The sequence below is a fragment of the Pseudomonas sp. Irchel s3a10 genome (assembly GCF_900187525.1).
GTDB lineage: Bacteria > Pseudomonadota > Gammaproteobacteria > Pseudomonadales > Pseudomonadaceae > Aquipseudomonas > Aquipseudomonas koreensis_G.
Genome location: NZ_FYDR01000005.1, coordinates 417,788 through 433,995, shown reverse-complemented (window position 1 = coordinate 433,995; position 16,208 = coordinate 417,788). Strand labels below are relative to the sequence as shown.

General features: G+C 61.6%; 19 protein-coding genes. 9 read left to right on the top strand and 10 right to left on the bottom strand.

Translation table 11 applies throughout. From position 1 onward, the window contains the following. Together CKW11_RS17890 and CKW11_RS17885 are read right to left on the bottom strand one after the other, a co-directional pair. Positions 1-777 carry a class II glutamine amidotransferase gene (locus tag CKW11_RS17890; RefSeq protein WP_007969599.1) on the bottom strand — a complete coding sequence of 259 codons (777 nt, stop codon included), beginning with the start codon at positions 775-777 and terminating at the stop codon, positions 1-3. 16 nt (positions 778-793) lie between these two features. Next, a complete protein-coding gene (locus tag CKW11_RS17885; RefSeq protein ID WP_095138559.1) occupies positions 794-1,291 on the bottom strand; it encodes an MFS transporter in 498 nt (165 codons plus the stop codon). Between the two features lie 236 nt (positions 1,292-1,527). On the opposite strand from CKW11_RS17885, the gene CKW11_RS17880 reads away from it, so the two are divergent. Further along, positions 1,528-3,582, top strand: a complete 2,055-nt coding sequence (locus CKW11_RS17880) for a S9 family peptidase (RefSeq protein ID WP_095138558.1) — start codon at positions 1,528-1,530, stop codon at positions 3,580-3,582. Between the two features lie 203 nt (positions 3,583-3,785). Next, complete coding sequence (locus CKW11_RS17875; RefSeq protein WP_095138623.1) at positions 3,786-4,259, top strand: Crp/Fnr family transcriptional regulator; 474 nt, start codon at positions 3,786-3,788, stop codon at positions 4,257-4,259. Here CKW11_RS17875 and CKW11_RS17870 read toward each other — a convergent pair. Next, a complete protein-coding gene (locus tag CKW11_RS17870) occupies positions 4,256-4,540 on the bottom strand; it encodes a hypothetical protein (protein ID WP_095138557.1) in 285 nt (94 codons plus the stop codon). The genes CKW11_RS17875 and CKW11_RS17870 overlap by 4 nt on opposite strands. A gap of 80 nt (positions 4,541-4,620) precedes the next feature. Here CKW11_RS17870 and CKW11_RS17865 point away from each other — a divergent pair, with 80 nt between their 5' ends. From CKW11_RS17865 to CKW11_RS17850, 4 genes are all read left to right on the top strand, one after another. Then, the gene (locus CKW11_RS17865) at positions 4,621-5,307 is read left to right on the top strand and encodes a spermidine synthase (RefSeq protein ID WP_003222615.1); all 687 of its coding nucleotides are present in this window, start codon (positions 4,621-4,623) and stop codon (positions 5,305-5,307) included. A gap of 49 nt (positions 5,308-5,356) precedes the next feature. Continuing rightward, positions 5,357-5,728 (top strand): YajD family HNH nuclease, encoded by a 372-nt coding sequence (locus CKW11_RS17860; RefSeq protein ID WP_003222612.1) that lies wholly within the window; start codon positions 5,357-5,359, stop codon positions 5,726-5,728. 192 nt (positions 5,729-5,920) lie between these two features. Then, entirely contained in the window at positions 5,921-6,391 is a 471-nt protein-coding gene (locus tag CKW11_RS17855) for an RNA methyltransferase (protein WP_007911337.1), read from the top strand. 82 nt (positions 6,392-6,473) lie between these two features. Next, a complete protein-coding gene (locus tag CKW11_RS17850) occupies positions 6,474-6,851 on the top strand; it encodes a DUF2892 domain-containing protein (protein ID WP_095138556.1) in 378 nt (125 codons plus the stop codon). A gap of 87 nt (positions 6,852-6,938) precedes the next feature. Here the strand turns inward: CKW11_RS17850 and CKW11_RS17845 are convergent, their stop codons facing one another. After that, the gene (locus tag CKW11_RS17845; RefSeq protein WP_095138555.1) at positions 6,939-8,168 is read right to left on the bottom strand and encodes a hypothetical protein; all 1,230 of its coding nucleotides are present in this window, start codon (positions 8,166-8,168) and stop codon (positions 6,939-6,941) included. A gap of 35 nt (positions 8,169-8,203) precedes the next feature. After that, on the bottom strand, positions 8,204-8,653 hold the full coding sequence (locus CKW11_RS17840) for a YcgN family cysteine cluster protein (protein ID WP_027614519.1): 450 nt from the start codon (positions 8,651-8,653) through the stop codon (positions 8,204-8,206). Positions 8,654-8,818: 165 nt separating this feature from the next. Here CKW11_RS17840 and CKW11_RS17835 point away from each other — a divergent pair, with 165 nt between their 5' ends. Continuing rightward, positions 8,819-9,412, top strand: a complete 594-nt coding sequence (locus CKW11_RS17835) for a nitroreductase family protein (protein WP_095138554.1) — start codon at positions 8,819-8,821, stop codon at positions 9,410-9,412. Positions 9,413-9,536: 124 nt separating this feature from the next. Here the strand turns inward: CKW11_RS17835 and CKW11_RS17830 are convergent, their stop codons facing one another. The 3 genes from CKW11_RS17830 to rnd form a co-directional block, all read right to left on the bottom strand. Continuing rightward, positions 9,537-10,469, bottom strand: coding sequence for a D-2-hydroxyacid dehydrogenase (locus CKW11_RS17830; protein WP_095138553.1), 933 nt, complete (start codon positions 10,467-10,469; stop codon positions 9,537-9,539). Positions 10,470-10,587: 118 nt separating this feature from the next. Then, positions 10,588-10,881, bottom strand: coding sequence for a YcgL domain-containing protein (locus tag CKW11_RS17825; protein WP_095138552.1), 294 nt, complete (start codon positions 10,879-10,881; stop codon positions 10,588-10,590). Beyond that, on the bottom strand, positions 10,878-12,011 hold the full coding sequence (gene rnd / locus CKW11_RS17820; RefSeq protein WP_027614515.1) for a ribonuclease D: 1,134 nt from the start codon (positions 12,009-12,011) through the stop codon (positions 10,878-10,880). The genes CKW11_RS17825 and rnd overlap by 4 nt, the downstream gene beginning before the upstream one ends. Positions 12,012-12,348: 337 nt before the next feature. On the opposite strand from rnd, the gene CKW11_RS17815 reads away from it, so the two are divergent. Continuing rightward, the gene (locus CKW11_RS17815; protein WP_095138551.1) at positions 12,349-13,530 is read left to right on the top strand and encodes a cyanate transporter; all 1,182 of its coding nucleotides are present in this window, start codon (positions 12,349-12,351) and stop codon (positions 13,528-13,530) included. A gap of 200 nt (positions 13,531-13,730) precedes the next feature. Then, the gene (locus CKW11_RS17810) at positions 13,731-14,666 is read left to right on the top strand and encodes a LysR family transcriptional regulator (protein ID WP_027614513.1); all 936 of its coding nucleotides are present in this window, start codon (positions 13,731-13,733) and stop codon (positions 14,664-14,666) included. 3 nt (positions 14,667-14,669) lie between these two features. Here the strand turns inward: CKW11_RS17810 and CKW11_RS17805 are convergent, their stop codons facing one another. Together CKW11_RS17805 and CKW11_RS17800 are read right to left on the bottom strand one after the other, a co-directional pair. After that, entirely contained in the window at positions 14,670-15,035 is a 366-nt protein-coding gene (locus tag CKW11_RS17805; RefSeq protein WP_095138550.1) for a 5-carboxymethyl-2-hydroxymuconate Delta-isomerase, read from the bottom strand. A 171-nt stretch (positions 15,036-15,206) separates the two neighbouring features. Beyond that, a complete protein-coding gene (locus CKW11_RS17800; RefSeq protein WP_027614510.1) occupies positions 15,207-16,127 on the bottom strand; it encodes a LysR substrate-binding domain-containing protein in 921 nt (306 codons plus the stop codon). Positions 16,128-16,208 lie beyond the last annotated feature (81 nt).

Here is a 16,208-nt window from a genome sequence, read left to right as displayed (position 1 = left end):
TTATTCGGTCGTGCCCTGGCTGACGCATTCGCCGCGTCGCCACAGGCTCCATTGGCCCGGTTGGTAACGGGTCCAGGTTTCGTTTTCGGTCAAAGGCTCGGTGGCGATCACCGTGACCACATCGTTAGGCGTGGTTTCCGCCTGGAAATCGACGATCACATCGACATCCTTGAGCCGCGCCGGGCCGAACGGTGCGCGCCGGGTGATCTGTGCCAGTTTGGTCGAGCAATAGCAGAACAGCCAGTCGCCGTCGCTGAGCAGGCAGTTGAACACGCCTTTGCTGCGGTATTCAGCGCACGCGGCGACCAGATCCGGCAGCAGCACTTCTATATCGACCGGTTCCGGAAATGCTGCACGCACGCGGTTGAGCAAATCGCAGAACGCTGCTTCGCTGTCGGTGTCGCCCACTGGGCGGTAGAAACTTTTGATCGGGGTGAAATCGGCGAGTTGGCCGTTGTGCGCGAAACACCAGTTGCGCCCCCACAGTTCGCGCACGAACGGGTGGGTGTTGGACAGGCAGACCTTGCCGACGTTGGCCTGGCGGATGTGGCCGATCACCACTTCGCTCTTGATCGGATAGCGCTGCACCAGGTTGGCGACTTCCGACTCGCTGCTCGCGGCCGGGTCCTGGAACAGGCGCAGACCGCGCCCTTCATAGAAGGCGATGCCCCAGCCGTCGCGGTGCGGGCCAGTACGCCCGCCGCGCTGCATCAGGCCGGTGAAGCTGAACACGATATCGGTCGGCACGTTGGCACTCATGCCCAGTAATTCACACATGTGCGGACTCTCGGTTTTACAGACGCGGCTCGACGCGCATGCGCTGCGGATTGTTCGGCACCGGCGGGCGACCATAGCGGTCATCACCGGCAGCGCCGAACGGCTGATCGTCGTCGCGATCATCGGCACGCGCCGCAGCCTTGGCGGCTTCGGCCTGCTCGCGGCGGACGCGCGAGGCACGTTCGATCGGGAAGCGGATCAGCACGAAGATCAGGTAAATGCCGAACGCAATCATGCCGTACATGAACAGATCGGAGACCGCTCGCCAGGCGTTGTTGCCGACCTTGAAGGCCAGATCCAGCGCAGTGATGGCGATCGACGGCGCGACCTTGGCTTTCACCGGGTCAATGATGGTCGGGCTGAACAGCAACACCGCCATCAGCACCCGCAGCGGCTCGCGCAACCAGCGCCACATCCAGCGGGTCAGGCGCATCCCTACCAACAGGCAGCCCACAGCGGCAAAGGCGTAGAGGCCCCAGGCGATCAGATAGTCGTTCTCGGTCATGGTGTCCATGGCAAGGCAGGCAAAGAGGCGCTTATAGTAACGACTTTTCGCCCGCCAGGCTTGTCCCAATGCCAGACGGCCAACAGCAAACCCTGTGGGAGCGAGCTTGCTCGCGAAAGCGGTGTGTCAGCCAAATAAGTCTTTACTGACAGAACGCCTTCGCGAGCAAGCCCGCTCCCACAGGGGAGTGCGATGGTTTCAAGAGCTGCGAAAACCCTTATTCCGTAAATGTCCGAGAGCCTTCCATGCCCGAATCCGCCCACGTCATCAGTGCCCCGATCGCCCGCAAGGCAGCCGGTGCCGACCCGTATGCCTGGTTGCAGGAACGCGACACCGACGCGGTGCTCGACTACCTCAAGGCTGAAAACGCCTATCAGGAAGCACAGACCGCCGATCAGGCCGGCCTGCGCGAAAGCCTGTTCGAAGAGATCAAGGGCCGGATCCTCGAAACCGACCTGTCCCTGCCCTCGCCATGGGGCCCGTACCTGTATTACACGCGCACCACGGCGGGTGACGAATACGCCCGCCATTACCGTTGCCCGCGTCCGGCCGACGACAGCCTGACCCTCGACGAAAGCCGTGAGCAACTGCTGCTCGACCCGAACGCGCTGGCCAATGGCGGCTTCTTCTCGCTCGGCGCGTTCAGCATCAGCCCGGATCACCAGCGTCTGGCCTACAGCGTCGACGCCTCGGGCGACGAGATCTACACGCTGTTCGTCAAGGAACTGGCCAATGACAAGGTCAGCGAACTGGAATTCCAGGACTGCGACGGCAGCATGACCTGGGCCAACGACAGCCTGACCCTGTTCTTCGGCGTGCTCGACGACACCCATCGCCCGCACAAACTGTTGCGCTATCGCCTCGATGGCACCGCCGCCGAAGAGGTGTTCCACGAGCCGGACGGGCGTTTCTTCCTGCATTGCTATCGCTCCAGTTCCGAGCAGCAATTGCTGCTGACTCTGGGCAGCAAGACCACCAGCGAAGTCTGGGCACTGGACGCGCATCAGCCGCACCTGCCCTTCACTTGCATGGCGCCAAGGGTCGAGGATCACGAATACGATGTCGACCACGGCGCGCTGGATGGCGTGTGGACCTGGTTCATCCGCACCAACCGTGACGGCATCAACTTCGCCCTGTATCAGGCGCCGGACACCGGTGTGGTGCCGAGCGAGGCCGACTGGCAGAACCTGATCCCGCACAGCGACACGGTAATGCTCGACGGCGTGACGCTGAACACCGCGGCCATGACCCTGAGCCTGCGCGAAGGCGGTTTGCCGATCATCGAAGTTCACCCGCAAGGCCAGACGCCGTATCGCGTGCAATTGCCGGACGCGGCCTACAGCCTCTATGTGCAGAACAGCCTGGAGTTCGAGAGCGACCGAATCCGTTTGCGTTACGAGGCGCTGAATCGTCCGGCGCAGGTGCGCCAGTTGCTGCTGGCCAGCGGCGAGCAAACCGTGCTGAAGGAAACCCCGGTGCTCGGCCCGTTCGACGCCGACGCCTACGTCAGCCAACGGCTGTGGGCCACCGCGCCGGACGGCACACAGGTGCCGATCAGTCTGGTGATGAAACGCGAGATGGTCGGCAAACCGGTGCCGCTGTATCTGTATGGTTATGGCGCTTACGGCTCCAGCCTCGACCCGTGGTTCTCCCATGCCCGCCTGAGCCTGCTGGATCGCGGCATGGCCTTTGCCATCGCCCACGTGCGTGGCGGCGGTGAGCTGGGCGAAGCCTGGTATCGCGCCGGCAAGCAGGAACACAAGCACAACACCTTCAGCGACTTCATTGCCTGCGCCGAATTTCTGATCCTCAACGGCATCACCACCGCCGAGAAACTGGCGATCAGCGGCGGCAGTGCTGGCGGCTTGTTGATTGGTGCGGTGCTCAATCAGCGTCCGGATCTGTTCGGTGTGGCGATTGCCGAGGTGCCGTTCGTCGACGTGCTCAACACCATGCTCGACCCGGACTTGCCGCTGACCGTCACCGAATACGACGAGTGGGGCAACCCGGAAGAGCCGGAGGTCTACGAGCGGATCAAGGCGTACGCGCCGTACGAAAACGTCACTGCGCAGAATTATCCGGCAACCCTGGTCATCGCCGGCTATAACGACAGCCGCGTGCAGTACTGGGAAGCGGCCAAGTGGGTGGCGAAACTGCGTGCGACCAAGACCGACGACAACTTGCTGCTACTCAAGACCGAACTCGGCGCCGGGCATGGTGGAATGAGCGGGCGTTATCAGGGATTACGTGACGTAGCGCTCGAATATGCATTTGTGTTCAAGGTTCTGGGCCTGGCCTGAGGAACTCCGTCGGTCACTCGGGTCTTAACTCCAGACCTAAGGGGCCGATACACCACAGTTCCCTGTAGGAGTGAGCCTGCTCGCGATAGCGGTGTATCAGTCACCGGTGATGTGAATGACAGACCGCTATCGCGAGCAGGCTCACTCCTACAAGGGGCCGTGTAGTGCCTGAAAACCGTGAAAACAATAAAGACCGCAATGACATGTCAGAACCCACCCTGCTGAACAACGAAATTCGCGACTGGCTGATGGACTGTGGCCTGTTCGATCAATTGCAACTGGCGGACTTTGCCGCGGCCTCTGGCTACTTCAGCATCAGCACCGTGGCTGAGGGCGAAGCGATCTTCCGTGAAGGCGATGCCGGCAGTTTCATGTGCATCCTTCACACCGGCCAGGTCGCGGTGCAGAAGACTGGCCCCGACGGCCAGGTCATCACCATGGCCATCCTGCGCAGCGGTCGGGCGTTCGGGGAAATGGCCGTGCTCGATGGCGAACGCCGTTCGGCGACCTGCATCGCGGCGAGCAACTGTCAACTGCTCAACCTGGGCAAGGACTCGCTGGAAAAGATGCTCAACGACGCGCCAAAGATCGCCGCCAAGATCATCCGCGCCCTCGCCGTGTCCCTCTCCAAACGCCTGCGCATGGCCGACGGCCAACTGGCGGCGCAACAGGTTTAACCGCCCGGTGATTTGGCCTTGGTGCCGCTCGGTTCGATGCCCGGTACCGGTTGATCCTTGCTCGGCGGGCTGGGCATTTCGATCGGCACCAGCGGCGGGCTGCCACTGCCGGCACCGGCCTTCGGTGCGCTGATCGGGGTGATTTGCGGATACGGCGTCGGCGTGGCGGTTCCCGGCGAGCCGGGTTGCGGCGTCGGGCTGACCGGAATGGTCTGCTGCGCCTGCACTGCAGTAATCGAGAGCGCGGCCAGGGCAATGACCGTTAGAATGGTGCGCTTCATCAAGGGCTCCGTTTGGCCTCTAGTCTGCGCTCAGGCTACTCCCAACGGGCCGGCTTGCCTTCCCCTTTGTAGAGATTTCCATGAAACGTTTCGTTCTGCTCGACACCACGCCGATCCCTGACAACGGCGGTGCCCTGTGCCTGTTCGAGTATGGCGAGGATTTCGTCATCAAGATCCAGGGCGGCGACGGCGGGCAATTGATGAACACGCGCATGCACGGCTCGGAGGATGCGTTGGCCGAGATCCCTTGCCGCAAGGTCGCCGGCCGACCGAATTCGCGAGTCTTGATTGGCGGTCTGGGCATGGGGTTCACCCTCGCCTCGGCGCTCAAACATCTGGGCAAGGGTGCCGAAGTGGTGGTCGCCGAACTGGTGCCCGGCGTGGTCGAATGGAACCGCGGGCCGCTCGGTGAAAAGTCCGGGCGACCCTTGCTCGATCCACGCACGGTGATCCGTCAGGACGACGTGGCCAAGGTCCTGCAAAGCGAGCCAAATGGTTTCGATGCGATCATGCTCGACGTCGACAACGGCCCTGAAGGTTTGACGCAGAAGGCCAACAGCTGGCTGTACTCGGCCGCCGGTCTGAACGCCTGCGCCAAGGCCCTGCGGCCCAAGGGCGTGCTGGCGGTATGGTCGGCCAGCGCTGACCGGCAGTTTTCCGACAAATTGAAGAAGGCCGGGTTCAAGGCCGAAGAAGTCCAGGTCTTCGCCCACGGCAACAAGGGCACCCGCCACACGATCTGGATTGCCGAGAAGCTCAAGGGCTGAGCTAAACTCTGCACATAACCGTCATTAGTCTTTTTACAAAGGTGAACCCATGAGTTCGTCCACCCCGACCAACACGTCGAAGCTAGATCGCATCCTTGCCGACAACCAGCGCGACAAGGAAATGGGCTACCGTGACAAGGCCCTGAAAATGTACCCGCACGTCTGCGGCCGCTGCGCCCGTGAGTTCTCCGGCAAGCGCCTGAGCGAACTGACCGTGCACCACCGCGACCACAACCACGACAACAACCCGCAGGACGGCTCGAACTGGGAGCTGTTGTGCCTGTACTGCCACGACAACGAACACTCGCGCTACACCGACCAGCAATACTTCGGCGACGGCTCGCTGAGCACACCGAAAATCGCCAAGGCAACGCATAACCCGTTTGCCGCCCTCGCCGGGCTGATGAAAAAAGAAGATTAAAGTTCTTCATTGGCCCGACTGGCCCCTTCGCGAGCAAGCTCGCTCCCACACTGGATCGGTGTCATACACAAAACCACTGTGGGAGCGAGCTTGCTCGCGAAGGCGGTCGATCAGACACCGGTAATCCGTGATCTGACCACAACTGCCCAATCCCCGTATAATCGCCCTCTTTTTCCCGAAGGCACCCCGCTCGTGGCAGACAAACGTTACAGCTGCATTGGTTTGTACAACCCCAAGTCACCGGAGAATGTCGGTTCGGTGATGCGCGCCGCAGGCTGTTACGGCGTGGCGTCGGTGTTCTACACCGGCAAGCGTTATGAACGCGCCGCCGATTTCGTCACCGACACCAAGCGCGTGCACTACGACATCCCGCTGATCGGCATCGACGACCTGAAAAAGATCCTCCCGCTCAACTGCGTCCCGGTCGCCGTGGAACTGGTCGAGGGCGCCCGCCCGCTGCCGGAATACACCCATCCGGATCGCGCGCTGTACATCTTCGGCCCGGAAGACGGTTCGCTGGATAAAGAGATCCGCGACTGGTGCGAAGACGTCGTGTACATCCCGACCACCGGTTGCATGAATCTGGCGGCGACGGTCAACGTCGTACTCTATGACCGCATGGCCAAGGGCCTGAATACCCGCTCCGGGCCGAAATTCCGCTGAAACGTCGCACATCCGATGGAACGAGCCGGCCGCTGCGGCAGTCAGCTTATCTATCTATTGCACATTGCCTGGGAGACAGATCATGAGCGAACTCAAACGCGTCCAACGTATCGATTCCACCCCGTTCCAGAGCCCGACCGAACAGAACGTCCAGGGCTGGGAGCGCATCGGCTCGCTGGCCGGTGGCGTGATCATGGTCGGCAAGGGCCTGCGCCGTGGCGGCGTGTTCGGTCTGATTCAGGTGGCGATTGGCGGCGTGGCGATGGCCCGTGGCATCACCGGGCACAGCTCGGTGAAAAGCCTGCTGGAGAAAAGCCGTCAGGACATGAACAACGTGCGGGCGAAGATCGAGCGCGCCGGGGAAGAGCTGAGCCAGCTCAAGGCCAATGCCGAGGCGGCGACCAGCACGGCGACGGTGACTGGCAATGATTCGGTGAAGTCGCCGAAGGCCGGGGTTTAAAAGCAAAAGATCGCAGCCTGCGGCAGCTCCTACATGTGGATTACATTTCCCCTGTAGGAGCTGCCGCAGGCTGCGATCTTTTGATCTTTACTGCAACAATGCGCTATCGAGGACTTTGGAAGACTCGCCCAGAACACTCTCGGCCAGTTGCACAAACTCCTTGGTACTCACCGTCCCCAGATGCATCGCCCCGCGCAACACATCATCCAGCGAACGTTTGTTACGCGTCTTCAGACGAATCTCGCGATCCAGTTCCTGCAGCATCAGCACCGCTTTTGCAAGCTGCGCCTGGTTGATCTTCTCGCCGCGCAGGGTCGTGACTTTCTGACTGTCCTTGATCAACTTCGCCTGCAACGCCTGATAGCGCTCATCGCTCATGCCTCCGGCACGCCGCACCAATTCGATCGCGTAGTACTCGGCAAAGCCTTCGCTGATCCAGTCACTGCGCTGCTCGTCGTTGATCCGCCCGAACACCTGTGCCAGCTCACGCACCAGCGCACTGCTGCCGCTCTCGCTGACCAGCGGCAAACGCGTATTCAGGTAAATTGACTCATGCGCACCGAGGCTGCCGCGCCACATCGGGTCGTTGGCGCCGACGATCAGCAGTTTCTTCGGATGCCGGGGATAGACCGCTTGCACCTGCGGCCAGACGAACGTCAGCAAGGTCAGCACATCCATGCGACGCATGCCCTGCCCTTGCGGTGAGGCCACGGTGACTTCCGTTTCACCCAGGCGCGTGCGACGGCTGCCAAGGTGACCGGCGAGCATCCAGCCGGTCGGGCGGTCGAACAGGCGTGAAGGGTTGTCGATGCGGAATTTATTCTTGCCGATGCGCGGCCAGGCGGTTTCAACGCTTTGCCAGCCATTGGGCAGTTCAAATTGCAGACGCGACACCAGCTCGACGCCATCCTGCTGATCGAGCTTGGCCGGCGGCACCAGATCATCACCGCGCAGCAGCGCCCAGGTCGGGGTCATGCGCGTGTCGAAGGTGCCGCCCTTGCGGCCGTGGCTGATACTGACGCGATAAGTCAGGCTGGGCTTGTCGCCGGTCGGGCGCCAGAGACCCCGGGTCTGTTTGCCCGGGATCAGTTGCCATTGGCCGTCGGCCTTGAAGTCGCTGTAGTGGCTGCCGTCGCCGAGGTCGAAGTCAAGACTGCGCACCGCTTCGCCTTTGGCCAGGGTCAGGCGAACTTCGGCCTGATCGCTTTGCGGCAACAGGCGTACGTGGTAATCCAGATCGACTTTCTTTGCTGCCCACACTGGTGCGCTTAGCGCCAGCAGGCCGATCAGCGATGCCCGCAGCAATCCCCCAGCCATACACACTCCTTGTTGAATCCTGGAACCCTTGGTGCTTAACCAGCGCGGAAAATCAGATGATCTTCCCAGTCGTCCTCCGGCACGCTGCCTTCGGCGAGCATGCGCCCGGACTGGGAAATCCGTTCGTGGTGCACGGCGTCACGATCGCCGCACACCAGGTGGTGCCACAACGGCAGATCCTTGCCTTCGCTGACCAGACGATAACCGCAGGTCGGCGGCAACCATTTGAACTCTTCGGCCTGGCCCGGGGTGAGCTGGATGCAGTCCGGGACAAACTTGATGCGATTCGGGTAATCGCTGCACTGGCAGGTTTTCAGGTCCAGCAGTTTGCAGGCGATACGCGTGTAATAGACGCTGTTGTCTTCTTCATCTTCGAGTTTCTGCAGGCAGCACAGACCGCAGCCGTCGCACAGCGATTCCCATTCCTCGTGATCCAGTTGCTCGAGGGTTTTGCGTTTCCAGAACGGTTCGACTTTGGCGGCCATGGCTCAAGCATCAACATCAGGTGGTGAAAAGGCCGCCAGTCTAGTGCCCAAGGCCTTGCGGGCCAAGCGCTAGCGACTGTCGGTAAATCCCGCTTGTCAGCCGAATCGCCGCCCAGTAGGGTTTTGCCACGAATTCATGACTCAAACACAGCAAGGAATCTTTCGATGAGTGCCAACCCTCGCGTCGCCGATTACGCCATTCACCCGCAGTTCACCGACCGCTGGTCGCCCCGCGCCTTCACCGGCGAAACGATCCCGGAAGAAACCCTGCTGAGCTTTTTCGAAGCCGCACGCTGGGCGCCGTCGGCCTACAACTCGCAACCGTGGCGCTTCCTCTATGCGCGTCGCGACACGCCGAACTGGGAGCGTTTCCTGGGTCTGCTCAATGAATTCAACCGCAGTTGGGCGCAACACGCTTCGGCACTGGTGATCGTGATTTCGAAAACCACCTTCACCGCACCCGGTGCCAGCGAAGAGTCCCCGGCGCTGTGGCACACCTTCGACACCGGTTCGGCCTGGGGCCACCTGGCGCTGCAAGCAAGCATCAGCGGCTGGCACACCCACGGCATGGCCGGTTTCGATCAGGAGCTGACCCGCAAGGAGCTGAATATTACTGAAGGTTATGCGCTGCATGCGGCGGTCGCTATCGGCAAGCTGGGTGACAAGGCGACCCTGGCCGAATACCTGCAGGCTCGTGAAATGCCGAGCCCGCGTCGCCCGCTGAGCGAGCTGGCTGCAGAAGGCAACTTCACCCTCTAAGCCACCATGCAAAAACCACTGTAGGAGTGAGCCTGCTCGCGATGGCGTAGTGTCAGACAACATCAATGTCGACTGACACCCCCTCATCGCGAGCAGGCTCACTCCTACAGGTATTGCGGTGGATTTAATATCCGCGACTGAAATCCACTTCCCCGCGCAATGCTTCTCCCGCCTGATACGCCTTCAGGTTTTCGACGAACAACTGCACCATCAACGCCGGCGACGTCGGTGCCGAGCTGTGTCCGGTCAGCAGCAGGCCCCAGGCAGTCCAGAACGGATGGCGTTGCGGCAACGGCTCCTGACGGCAAACGTCGATCACCGCACCAGCCAGATGCCCTTCCTTCAAGGCTTCCACCAGATCCGCGTCGACCACCGCCACGCCGCGTCCGACGTTGATGAACAACCCGGTCGGCTTGAATTGCTTGAACAGCGCCGCGTCATAAATGTCGTGGGTTTGCGCGGTATTCGGCAGCAGGTTGACCACGTAATCGACCGCGCCCACCAGCCGTGGCAGATCCGCCATCGAGCCGACTTCGATGAACGGCGCCTGCTCGCGCGCGCTGCTGGCGATGCCGTACAGCTCGACACCGAACGGCAACAGAAACTGCGCCACGCTCTGGCCGATATCGCCGGTGCCGACGATCAACACCTTGCGCCCGACCAGACTCTGGCCGGTGCGGTTGTCCCACTTGCGCTCGACCTGGCTGACCAGCCGCGCCAGCACTTCCCGCTCGTGCCCGAGCATATAGGTCAGCACGTATTCGGCCATCACCTGACCGAAGATCCCCACCGCGCGGGTCAGGCGGTAATCGCGGCGCAAGCCGTCGGCGAGCAGCGGCGTGATGCCGGCCCAGGTCGATTGCAGCCATTGCGGCTGATGGCCCTGACGCAACAGCGTCGCCAGCAGATCCGGCTGCCCCAGCCACACCGGGCAATCGGCCGCCTGACGGGCCAGTTCGGCGGAGTCGCCACTGGTCAGTACTTCAAGTTCCGGGGCCGCCTGACGCAGCAGCCGGGCGTACACCGCGTGGTCGTGTTCAGCAATCAGAACGCGCATTTTCAAACCTTTCGCAAACCGTGCAGGCAACCGTCGAAGGAGTCGCGCTCCTTCGTGGCGGTCGTCGCCGTAAAAACAGTTCCAGGGTGGCAAGAGGCCCAGAACAGGGCCTCGCAGATCAGACCGGGTCGTTGCGTCGCAGCAATTCTTCGGGCAGGTGTTCGATGTACTCGTCCTCGGCCGGTGGCATCTGCAGGTGATAGCCCTGCTTGTCGAGGTTTTCCAGGACCACGGTGATGTCCTCGCTGGCCAGCTTGCGCTCAGGCGACAGCACCAGATCGAAGGAATGTTTCGGCTTGCCGAACGCCAGCATCAGGGGTTCCGGCACACGCTCCAGAGCATCGCTCTTGAGCACATAAAGGTACATTCCGCTTCGCTTGGAGCTTTGGTAAATGGAGCAAATACGTTTCAAGGCTGTTCTCCGGCGGTGGCCAGGCTGTCGAGCAGCTTCTGGCCCATGAGTTCGCGGCGCCAGCCACGCAGCGACTCAGGCAATTGATATGGGCCCTCGGGGAAGCCGCTTTTGACCAGCGCTTCGAGGGTTTTCTTGCGCAGCATCAGTTCCGGGGCGATGCCCAGGCGTTCGGCTTCGACCTGGCCGAGGGCGCGCAGTTGCTTGATCAGCGCCGCCGCTTCGACCGGCAATGGTTCCGGCACCGCCGGCGGCCACTGATCAGGCCCCACACTGCCAGAGCGCTTGATCAGATCAAGCAGAAATTGGCCGTCCTGACGCACGGTACGCGGGTGCATGTCTTCGATCTTGCCCAGCGCGGCGAGGTTGTCCGGTTGCGTGCGGGCCAGCGGCCACAGCGAGTGCTCACGGACAATGCGGTTGCGCGGCAGATCACGGGCACGCGCTTCTTTTTCGCGCCAGGCGCACAGTTCACGCAGCACCGCCAGTTGCGCACGGGACAGTTTCCACGCCAGTTTGGCTTCGCGATAGACCTCGTACGGATCGGTCTCGCGGCGCAGGTTGGCGACCAGTTCGGCGCCGTCCTCCAGCACCCAGGCGAACTTGTCGTCGGACAGCTTCGGCCGCAGCTGTACGAAAACTTCCGCCAGATGCACCGCGTCTTCAGCGGCGTAGCTGATTTGTGTGTCGGAAAGTGGACGCTGCAACCAGTCGGAACGGGTTTCGCCCTTCGGCAACTCGATACCGAGTACTTCCTGCACCAGCCGCGAATAGCCCATCGAGAACCCGAGGTTCAGGTAGGCCGCCGCCAGTTGCGTGTCGAACAACGGCGCCGGCAGGCTGCCGGTCAGGCGCAGCAGCACTTCGAGGTCTTCGCTGCAGGCGTGCAGGACTTTCAACACCGCCGGGTTTTCCAGCAACGCCGCCAGCGGTTGCCAGGCGTCGATGGTCAGCGGATCGATCAGATAGGCGCGTTTGCCGTCGCCGACCTGCAGCAAACCGGCAATCGGGTAGAAGGTGTCGACCCGCATGAATTCGGTGTCGAGGGCAACGAACGGCAGTTGCTGCCACTCGGCGCAAAACTGCGCGAGGCTTTCGTTGTCGCGAATCCAGTGAATATCGATAGCCACACGGCTCTCCCTTGAAGAATGGCGCGCAGTATATATCGCCGCCGGCGTTTTACGCGCCTGCGCTGGGCCAGAGCTGTAACGAAATGTCCTACCAGAGAGAAAGAATAGTCTTACGGCGTGCTCAGCACGAGGGATCCGAACCTCCCCGTGCAGGAGCTGCCGAAGGCTGCGATCTTTTGATCTTGTTTTTAAAAACCAACGTCAAAAGATCGCAGCCTTCGGCAGCTCCTACACAGGGGAGTGTTATTTAGTTTTTAAATAGTACTGGGGAAATCTGATTTGCCGATAAGTGCTGCGCGCCGCCTAATCGACAGCCTCCGCAATCCAGAGTCTGCCGATGGAACACGTCCGCGCCACCACCCGCCCCGCTGTCTGGCTGATGCTGGGCATCATCCTCGTCGCGCTCAATCTGCGCCCGTCCATGGCCGCCGTCGGGCCATTGTTGTCGGCGATTCGTGGCGATATCCCGCTGAGTTTCAGCGCGGCCTCGCTGCTGACCATGCTGCCGGTGATGGCGATGGGGCTGGCGATGTTTTTCGGCATAGGCATCAGCCGACGCCTGGGCGAGCAGCGCACGGTGATTCTGTCGTTGCTGATTATCGGGCTGGCGACGCTATCGCGGCTGTGGCTCGGTTCGGCACCGCAATTGATTGGCAGCGCGGTGCTGGCCGGGATGGGTATCGCCTTGATTCAGGCGTTGATGCCGGCACTGATCAAGTCCCGTTTCCCTGACAATGTGGCGCTGTGCATGGGCCTGTATGTCACGTCGATCATGGGCGGCGCCGCGCTGGCCGCCTCATTCTCGCCGCTGGTAATGGGGCAGACCGGCAGTTGGCGCACCGGGCTGGCGATCTGGGCAGGACTGGCCGTGCTCGCGTTGCTGGTCTGGTGGACACAGTCGACCCCATCATCCATCCACAACACGCCTGTAGGAAAAGAGTCCTTCACGCGTAATTCCCGTGCCTGGTTGCTCGCCCTCTTCTTCGGCCTCGGCACGGCGTCCTACACCTGCGTGCTCGCCTGGCTGGCGCCGTACTACGTGGAACAGGGCTGGAGCGAACAGCACGCCGGTCTGCTGCTGGGCTTTCTGACCGCCATGGAGGTGATATCCGGGCTGGTGACGCCGGCCATCGCCAATCGCAGCCGTGATCGCCGTACCGTCCTCGCAGCGTTGCTGCTGTTGATCATCGGCGGCTTCTGCGGACTGATCCTCAGCCCGCAATACCTCAGCCTGATATGGCCATGCCTGCTGGGGCTGGGGATTGGCGGACTCTTCCCGATGAGCCTGATCGTCTCGCTCGATCACCACGACAACCCGCAGCGCGCCGGCAGCCTGACCGCGTTCGTGCAAGGCATCGGCTACCTGATCGCCGGGCTTTCACCGCTGCTGGCCGGAATGATCCGCGACCGTCTCGGCAGCTTCGAATGGGCCTGGTGGTCGCTGACTGCGGTAATGGTGGTGATGTTGCTGATAGTGCTGCGCTTTGACCCTCGGCACTACGCCCGACACATCCGTTGAAGCTGAATGCCGTTACCGGGCTAGAGGCCTGTTGCCATCTTTTGCCGGTTTATTTAACGGCGTCGTGTTCCTAAAACTTTCTGTCCCACAACTGACACTGAAACGTCCTACAGGGCTTTGTCCTGGCACCATCGTTCCGCTACGATCATGCGCACACGTTTGCGCGGATTCAGCGCAAGGAGCACAGCGGGACGGAACGGATGCTGAACAGTAACTTGCTTCGAAAGCTCGACATGCAGGATCTCATGGTGTTTATCGCCGTGTATGAGCAAAGCAGCGTCACGGATGTCTCGGAGACGCTGTGCGTCAGCCAGTCCACTGTCAGCTATTGCCTGAAAAAATTGCGCACCAGTTTCGAAGACGAGTTGTTCATCAACACCCGCACGGGCATGCGTCCCACCTACAAGGCCGGCACCATGTACGGCCATGTGCAGAAGATCCTCGAAAGCATCAACCTGTGCCACGCCGGCGCCCCGGCCTTCGATCCGACCCGGCAAGCGGTGACCTTCAATATCTGCGCCCCGGAATACTTTGAGCAACTGGTGTTGCCGCGCCTGTTGAAGCGTTTCGACTTCGACGATTTGCCGGTGGTGGTCAACATGCACAAGTTCGAGACCGACGTGCCCGCCGACGAACTGCGCGACGGCAGCCTCGATCTGGTGATCTGCTTCGGCCCCAACTTCCACCGCAGCCACACCGACCTGAAATCGCGAATGCTGCTGGAGGACGATCTGGTCTGTGTCTTTGACAAACGCGCCACGCCGCTGGAACCGCGCCTGAGCCTGCAGGCCTTCACCGAACGGCGCCATGTGTTCCCGACACCGTGGACTTCCACCACCAACATGGTCGATGGCTGGCTGGCGCGTCAGGCGCAGAAACGACAGATCGTCGCGCGCTCCAACAGCTACAGCGCGGCATTGAAGATGATCACCGGCACCGACTTCATCCTCACCCTGCCCCGGCGCATCCAGCGCCTGCTGACCAACGACGCGGTGTTCAATCACTGCGAGGCGCCGAACGGCCTGCCGGGGTTCACCCTCGACATGCAATGGAGCCAGAACGCCGATCAGGACAGCGCCAATGTCTGGCTGCGCGAGCAGGTGATCAAAGTGTGCAGTGAGCTGGAAGCGGCCTGAGTCCTACACGCCGATGGCGGTCTTGGTGTAGGAGTCGCGGTCGATATCGAGCAACTCCACGCAAAGCTGCACTTCGACCCCGGCCGGCCACTCGCACAAATCCTGCAACACCGCCAGCAAGCTATCCGAGAGCTGCTTCTTGATCTGCGGCGAACGACCGCTGAGCAGCGCCAGCTTCACATGGACGAAAGCGCGCTCACCCATACCGGTACCGACCTTGAAGGTCTCGACCTTCACCGCCCGGCTCTTGATATCGAACTCGGCGGCGAACTGACCGGAACCCACCAGGGCGTTGTTGAGGCGGATCAACGCCACATCAGCGTTCAACTGCGGCAAGTTGGCGGTGTATTCCATGTGCAGGTGTGGCATGGGGATGCTCCAGTCAGTCGGCAGAAAGGTCGTACATATACCACAGCACCGCCCTACTCCCGTGCGGGTTTTTGCCTGCTCGCGATGAGGGTGTGTCAGTCACATCAATGTTGTCTGACACTGCGCTTTCGCGAGCAGGCTTGCTCTCACAGGGGAGATTTGTGGTGGGATTCAGGGCGCGGTCAGCGGCCGTTCACTCATGAACGCTTCAAGCCGCGAACGCAGCCAGCGCTCGGCCGGATCGCTGTCGACGTGGCTGAGCCAGACCATCGACAGATCCAGCATCGGCGTCTTGAACGGGAACGGTTCCTTGAACAGCAGCCCGGAGGCAGCCATCGCTTCGGCGGTGTAGTCCGGCAGGCTGGCGATCAGGTCGGTACCGGCCAGCAATGCCGGCAGCGCACTGTATTGCGGCACCGACAACACCACATGCCGGGTACGGCCGATTTCCGCCAGCCACTCATCGGCATAGCCGCTGATGTTGGCCGTGTGCGACACCAGTACGTGCGGGCGTGAACAGTATTCGTCGAGGGTCAGCGGCGAATCCGAGGCATCGGCGCGCAGGATGCTTGGCTGGATATGCCGCAACAGTTTGCGCTTGGCATTGGCTGGCAAACCTCGGGTCTGGCTGATGCCGACGGTGATGTCGCCGGCGGCCAGCAGATCGGGGATGCGCCAGTAGTCGACGTGCTGCACCACGAACACCACGCTCGGTGCCTCCTGACGGAGCGCCCGCAGCAACGGTGGCAGCAGGCCGAATTCGACGTCATCGGACAGGCCGATACGGAACGTCATGTTGCTCACGGCCGGATCGAAATCGTGAGTCAGACTCAGGGCCACCGACAGCGAGTCGAGCGCTGGCGACAGGTACTTGAACAGTTCTTCGGCCCGGGCAGTCGGCTCCATGCGATGGCCGACGCGGATGAACAGCGGATCATTGAACATCGCGCGCAAGCGATTGAGTGCCGAGCTGATGGTCGGCTGGCCGAGAAACAGCTTCTCCGCCGCCCGGGTCACGTTGCGTTCGAGCATCAAGGTCTCGAACACCACCATCAGGTTGATGTCGGCCTTTCGTAGTTCATTTCGATTCATCCATTGCCCCCCGCTCCCCAGACTGCCGGCAGTGTATGAAGTCCTTGGGACTGACGTCTATCAGACGATTGGCGGTTTGTT

Bases quoted from the DNA above. Each gene is read 5' to 3' on its own strand.
- CKW11_RS17845 (WP_095138555.1), bottom strand. From the start codon at position 8,168: ATGGCTGGGGGATTGCTGCGGGCATCGCTGATCGGCCTGCTGGCGCTA.
- CKW11_RS17875 (WP_095138623.1), top strand. From the start codon at position 3,786: ATGTCAGAACCCACCCTGCTGAACAACGAAATTCGCGACTGGCTGATG.
- CKW11_RS17810 (WP_027614513.1), top strand. From the start codon at position 13,731: ATGCTGAACAGTAACTTGCTTCGAAAGCTCGACATGCAGGATCTCATG.
- CKW11_RS17850 (WP_095138556.1), top strand. From the start codon at position 6,474: ATGAGCGAACTCAAACGCGTCCAACGTATCGATTCCACCCCGTTCCAG.
- CKW11_RS17880 (WP_095138558.1), top strand. From the start codon at position 1,528: ATGCCCGAATCCGCCCACGTCATCAGTGCCCCGATCGCCCGCAAGGCA.
- CKW11_RS17835 (WP_095138554.1), top strand. From the start codon at position 8,819: ATGAGTGCCAACCCTCGCGTCGCCGATTACGCCATTCACCCGCAGTTC.
- CKW11_RS17870 (WP_095138557.1), bottom strand. From the start codon at position 4,540: ATGAAGCGCACCATTCTAACGGTCATTGCCCTGGCCGCGCTCTCGATT.
- CKW11_RS17840 (WP_027614519.1), bottom strand. From the start codon at position 8,653: ATGGCCGCCAAAGTCGAACCGTTCTGGAAACGCAAAACCCTCGAGCAA.
- CKW11_RS17805 (WP_095138550.1), bottom strand. From the start codon at position 15,035: ATGCCACACCTGCACATGGAATACACCGCCAACTTGCCGCAGTTGAAC.
- CKW11_RS17815 (WP_095138551.1), top strand. From the start codon at position 12,349: ATGGAACACGTCCGCGCCACCACCCGCCCCGCTGTCTGGCTGATGCTG.
- CKW11_RS17885 (WP_095138559.1), bottom strand. From the start codon at position 1,291: ATGGACACCATGACCGAGAACGACTATCTGATCGCCTGGGGCCTCTAC.
- CKW11_RS17800 (WP_027614510.1), bottom strand. From the start codon at position 16,127: ATGAATCGAAATGAACTACGAAAGGCCGACATCAACCTGATGGTGGTG.
- CKW11_RS17865 (WP_003222615.1), top strand. From the start codon at position 4,621: ATGAAACGTTTCGTTCTGCTCGACACCACGCCGATCCCTGACAACGGC.
- CKW11_RS17890 (WP_007969599.1), bottom strand. From the start codon at position 777: ATGTGTGAATTACTGGGCATGAGTGCCAACGTGCCGACCGATATCGTG.
- CKW11_RS17860 (WP_003222612.1), top strand. From the start codon at position 5,357: ATGAGTTCGTCCACCCCGACCAACACGTCGAAGCTAGATCGCATCCTT.
- CKW11_RS17830 (WP_095138553.1), bottom strand. From the start codon at position 10,469: ATGCGCGTTCTGATTGCTGAACACGACCACGCGGTGTACGCCCGGCTG.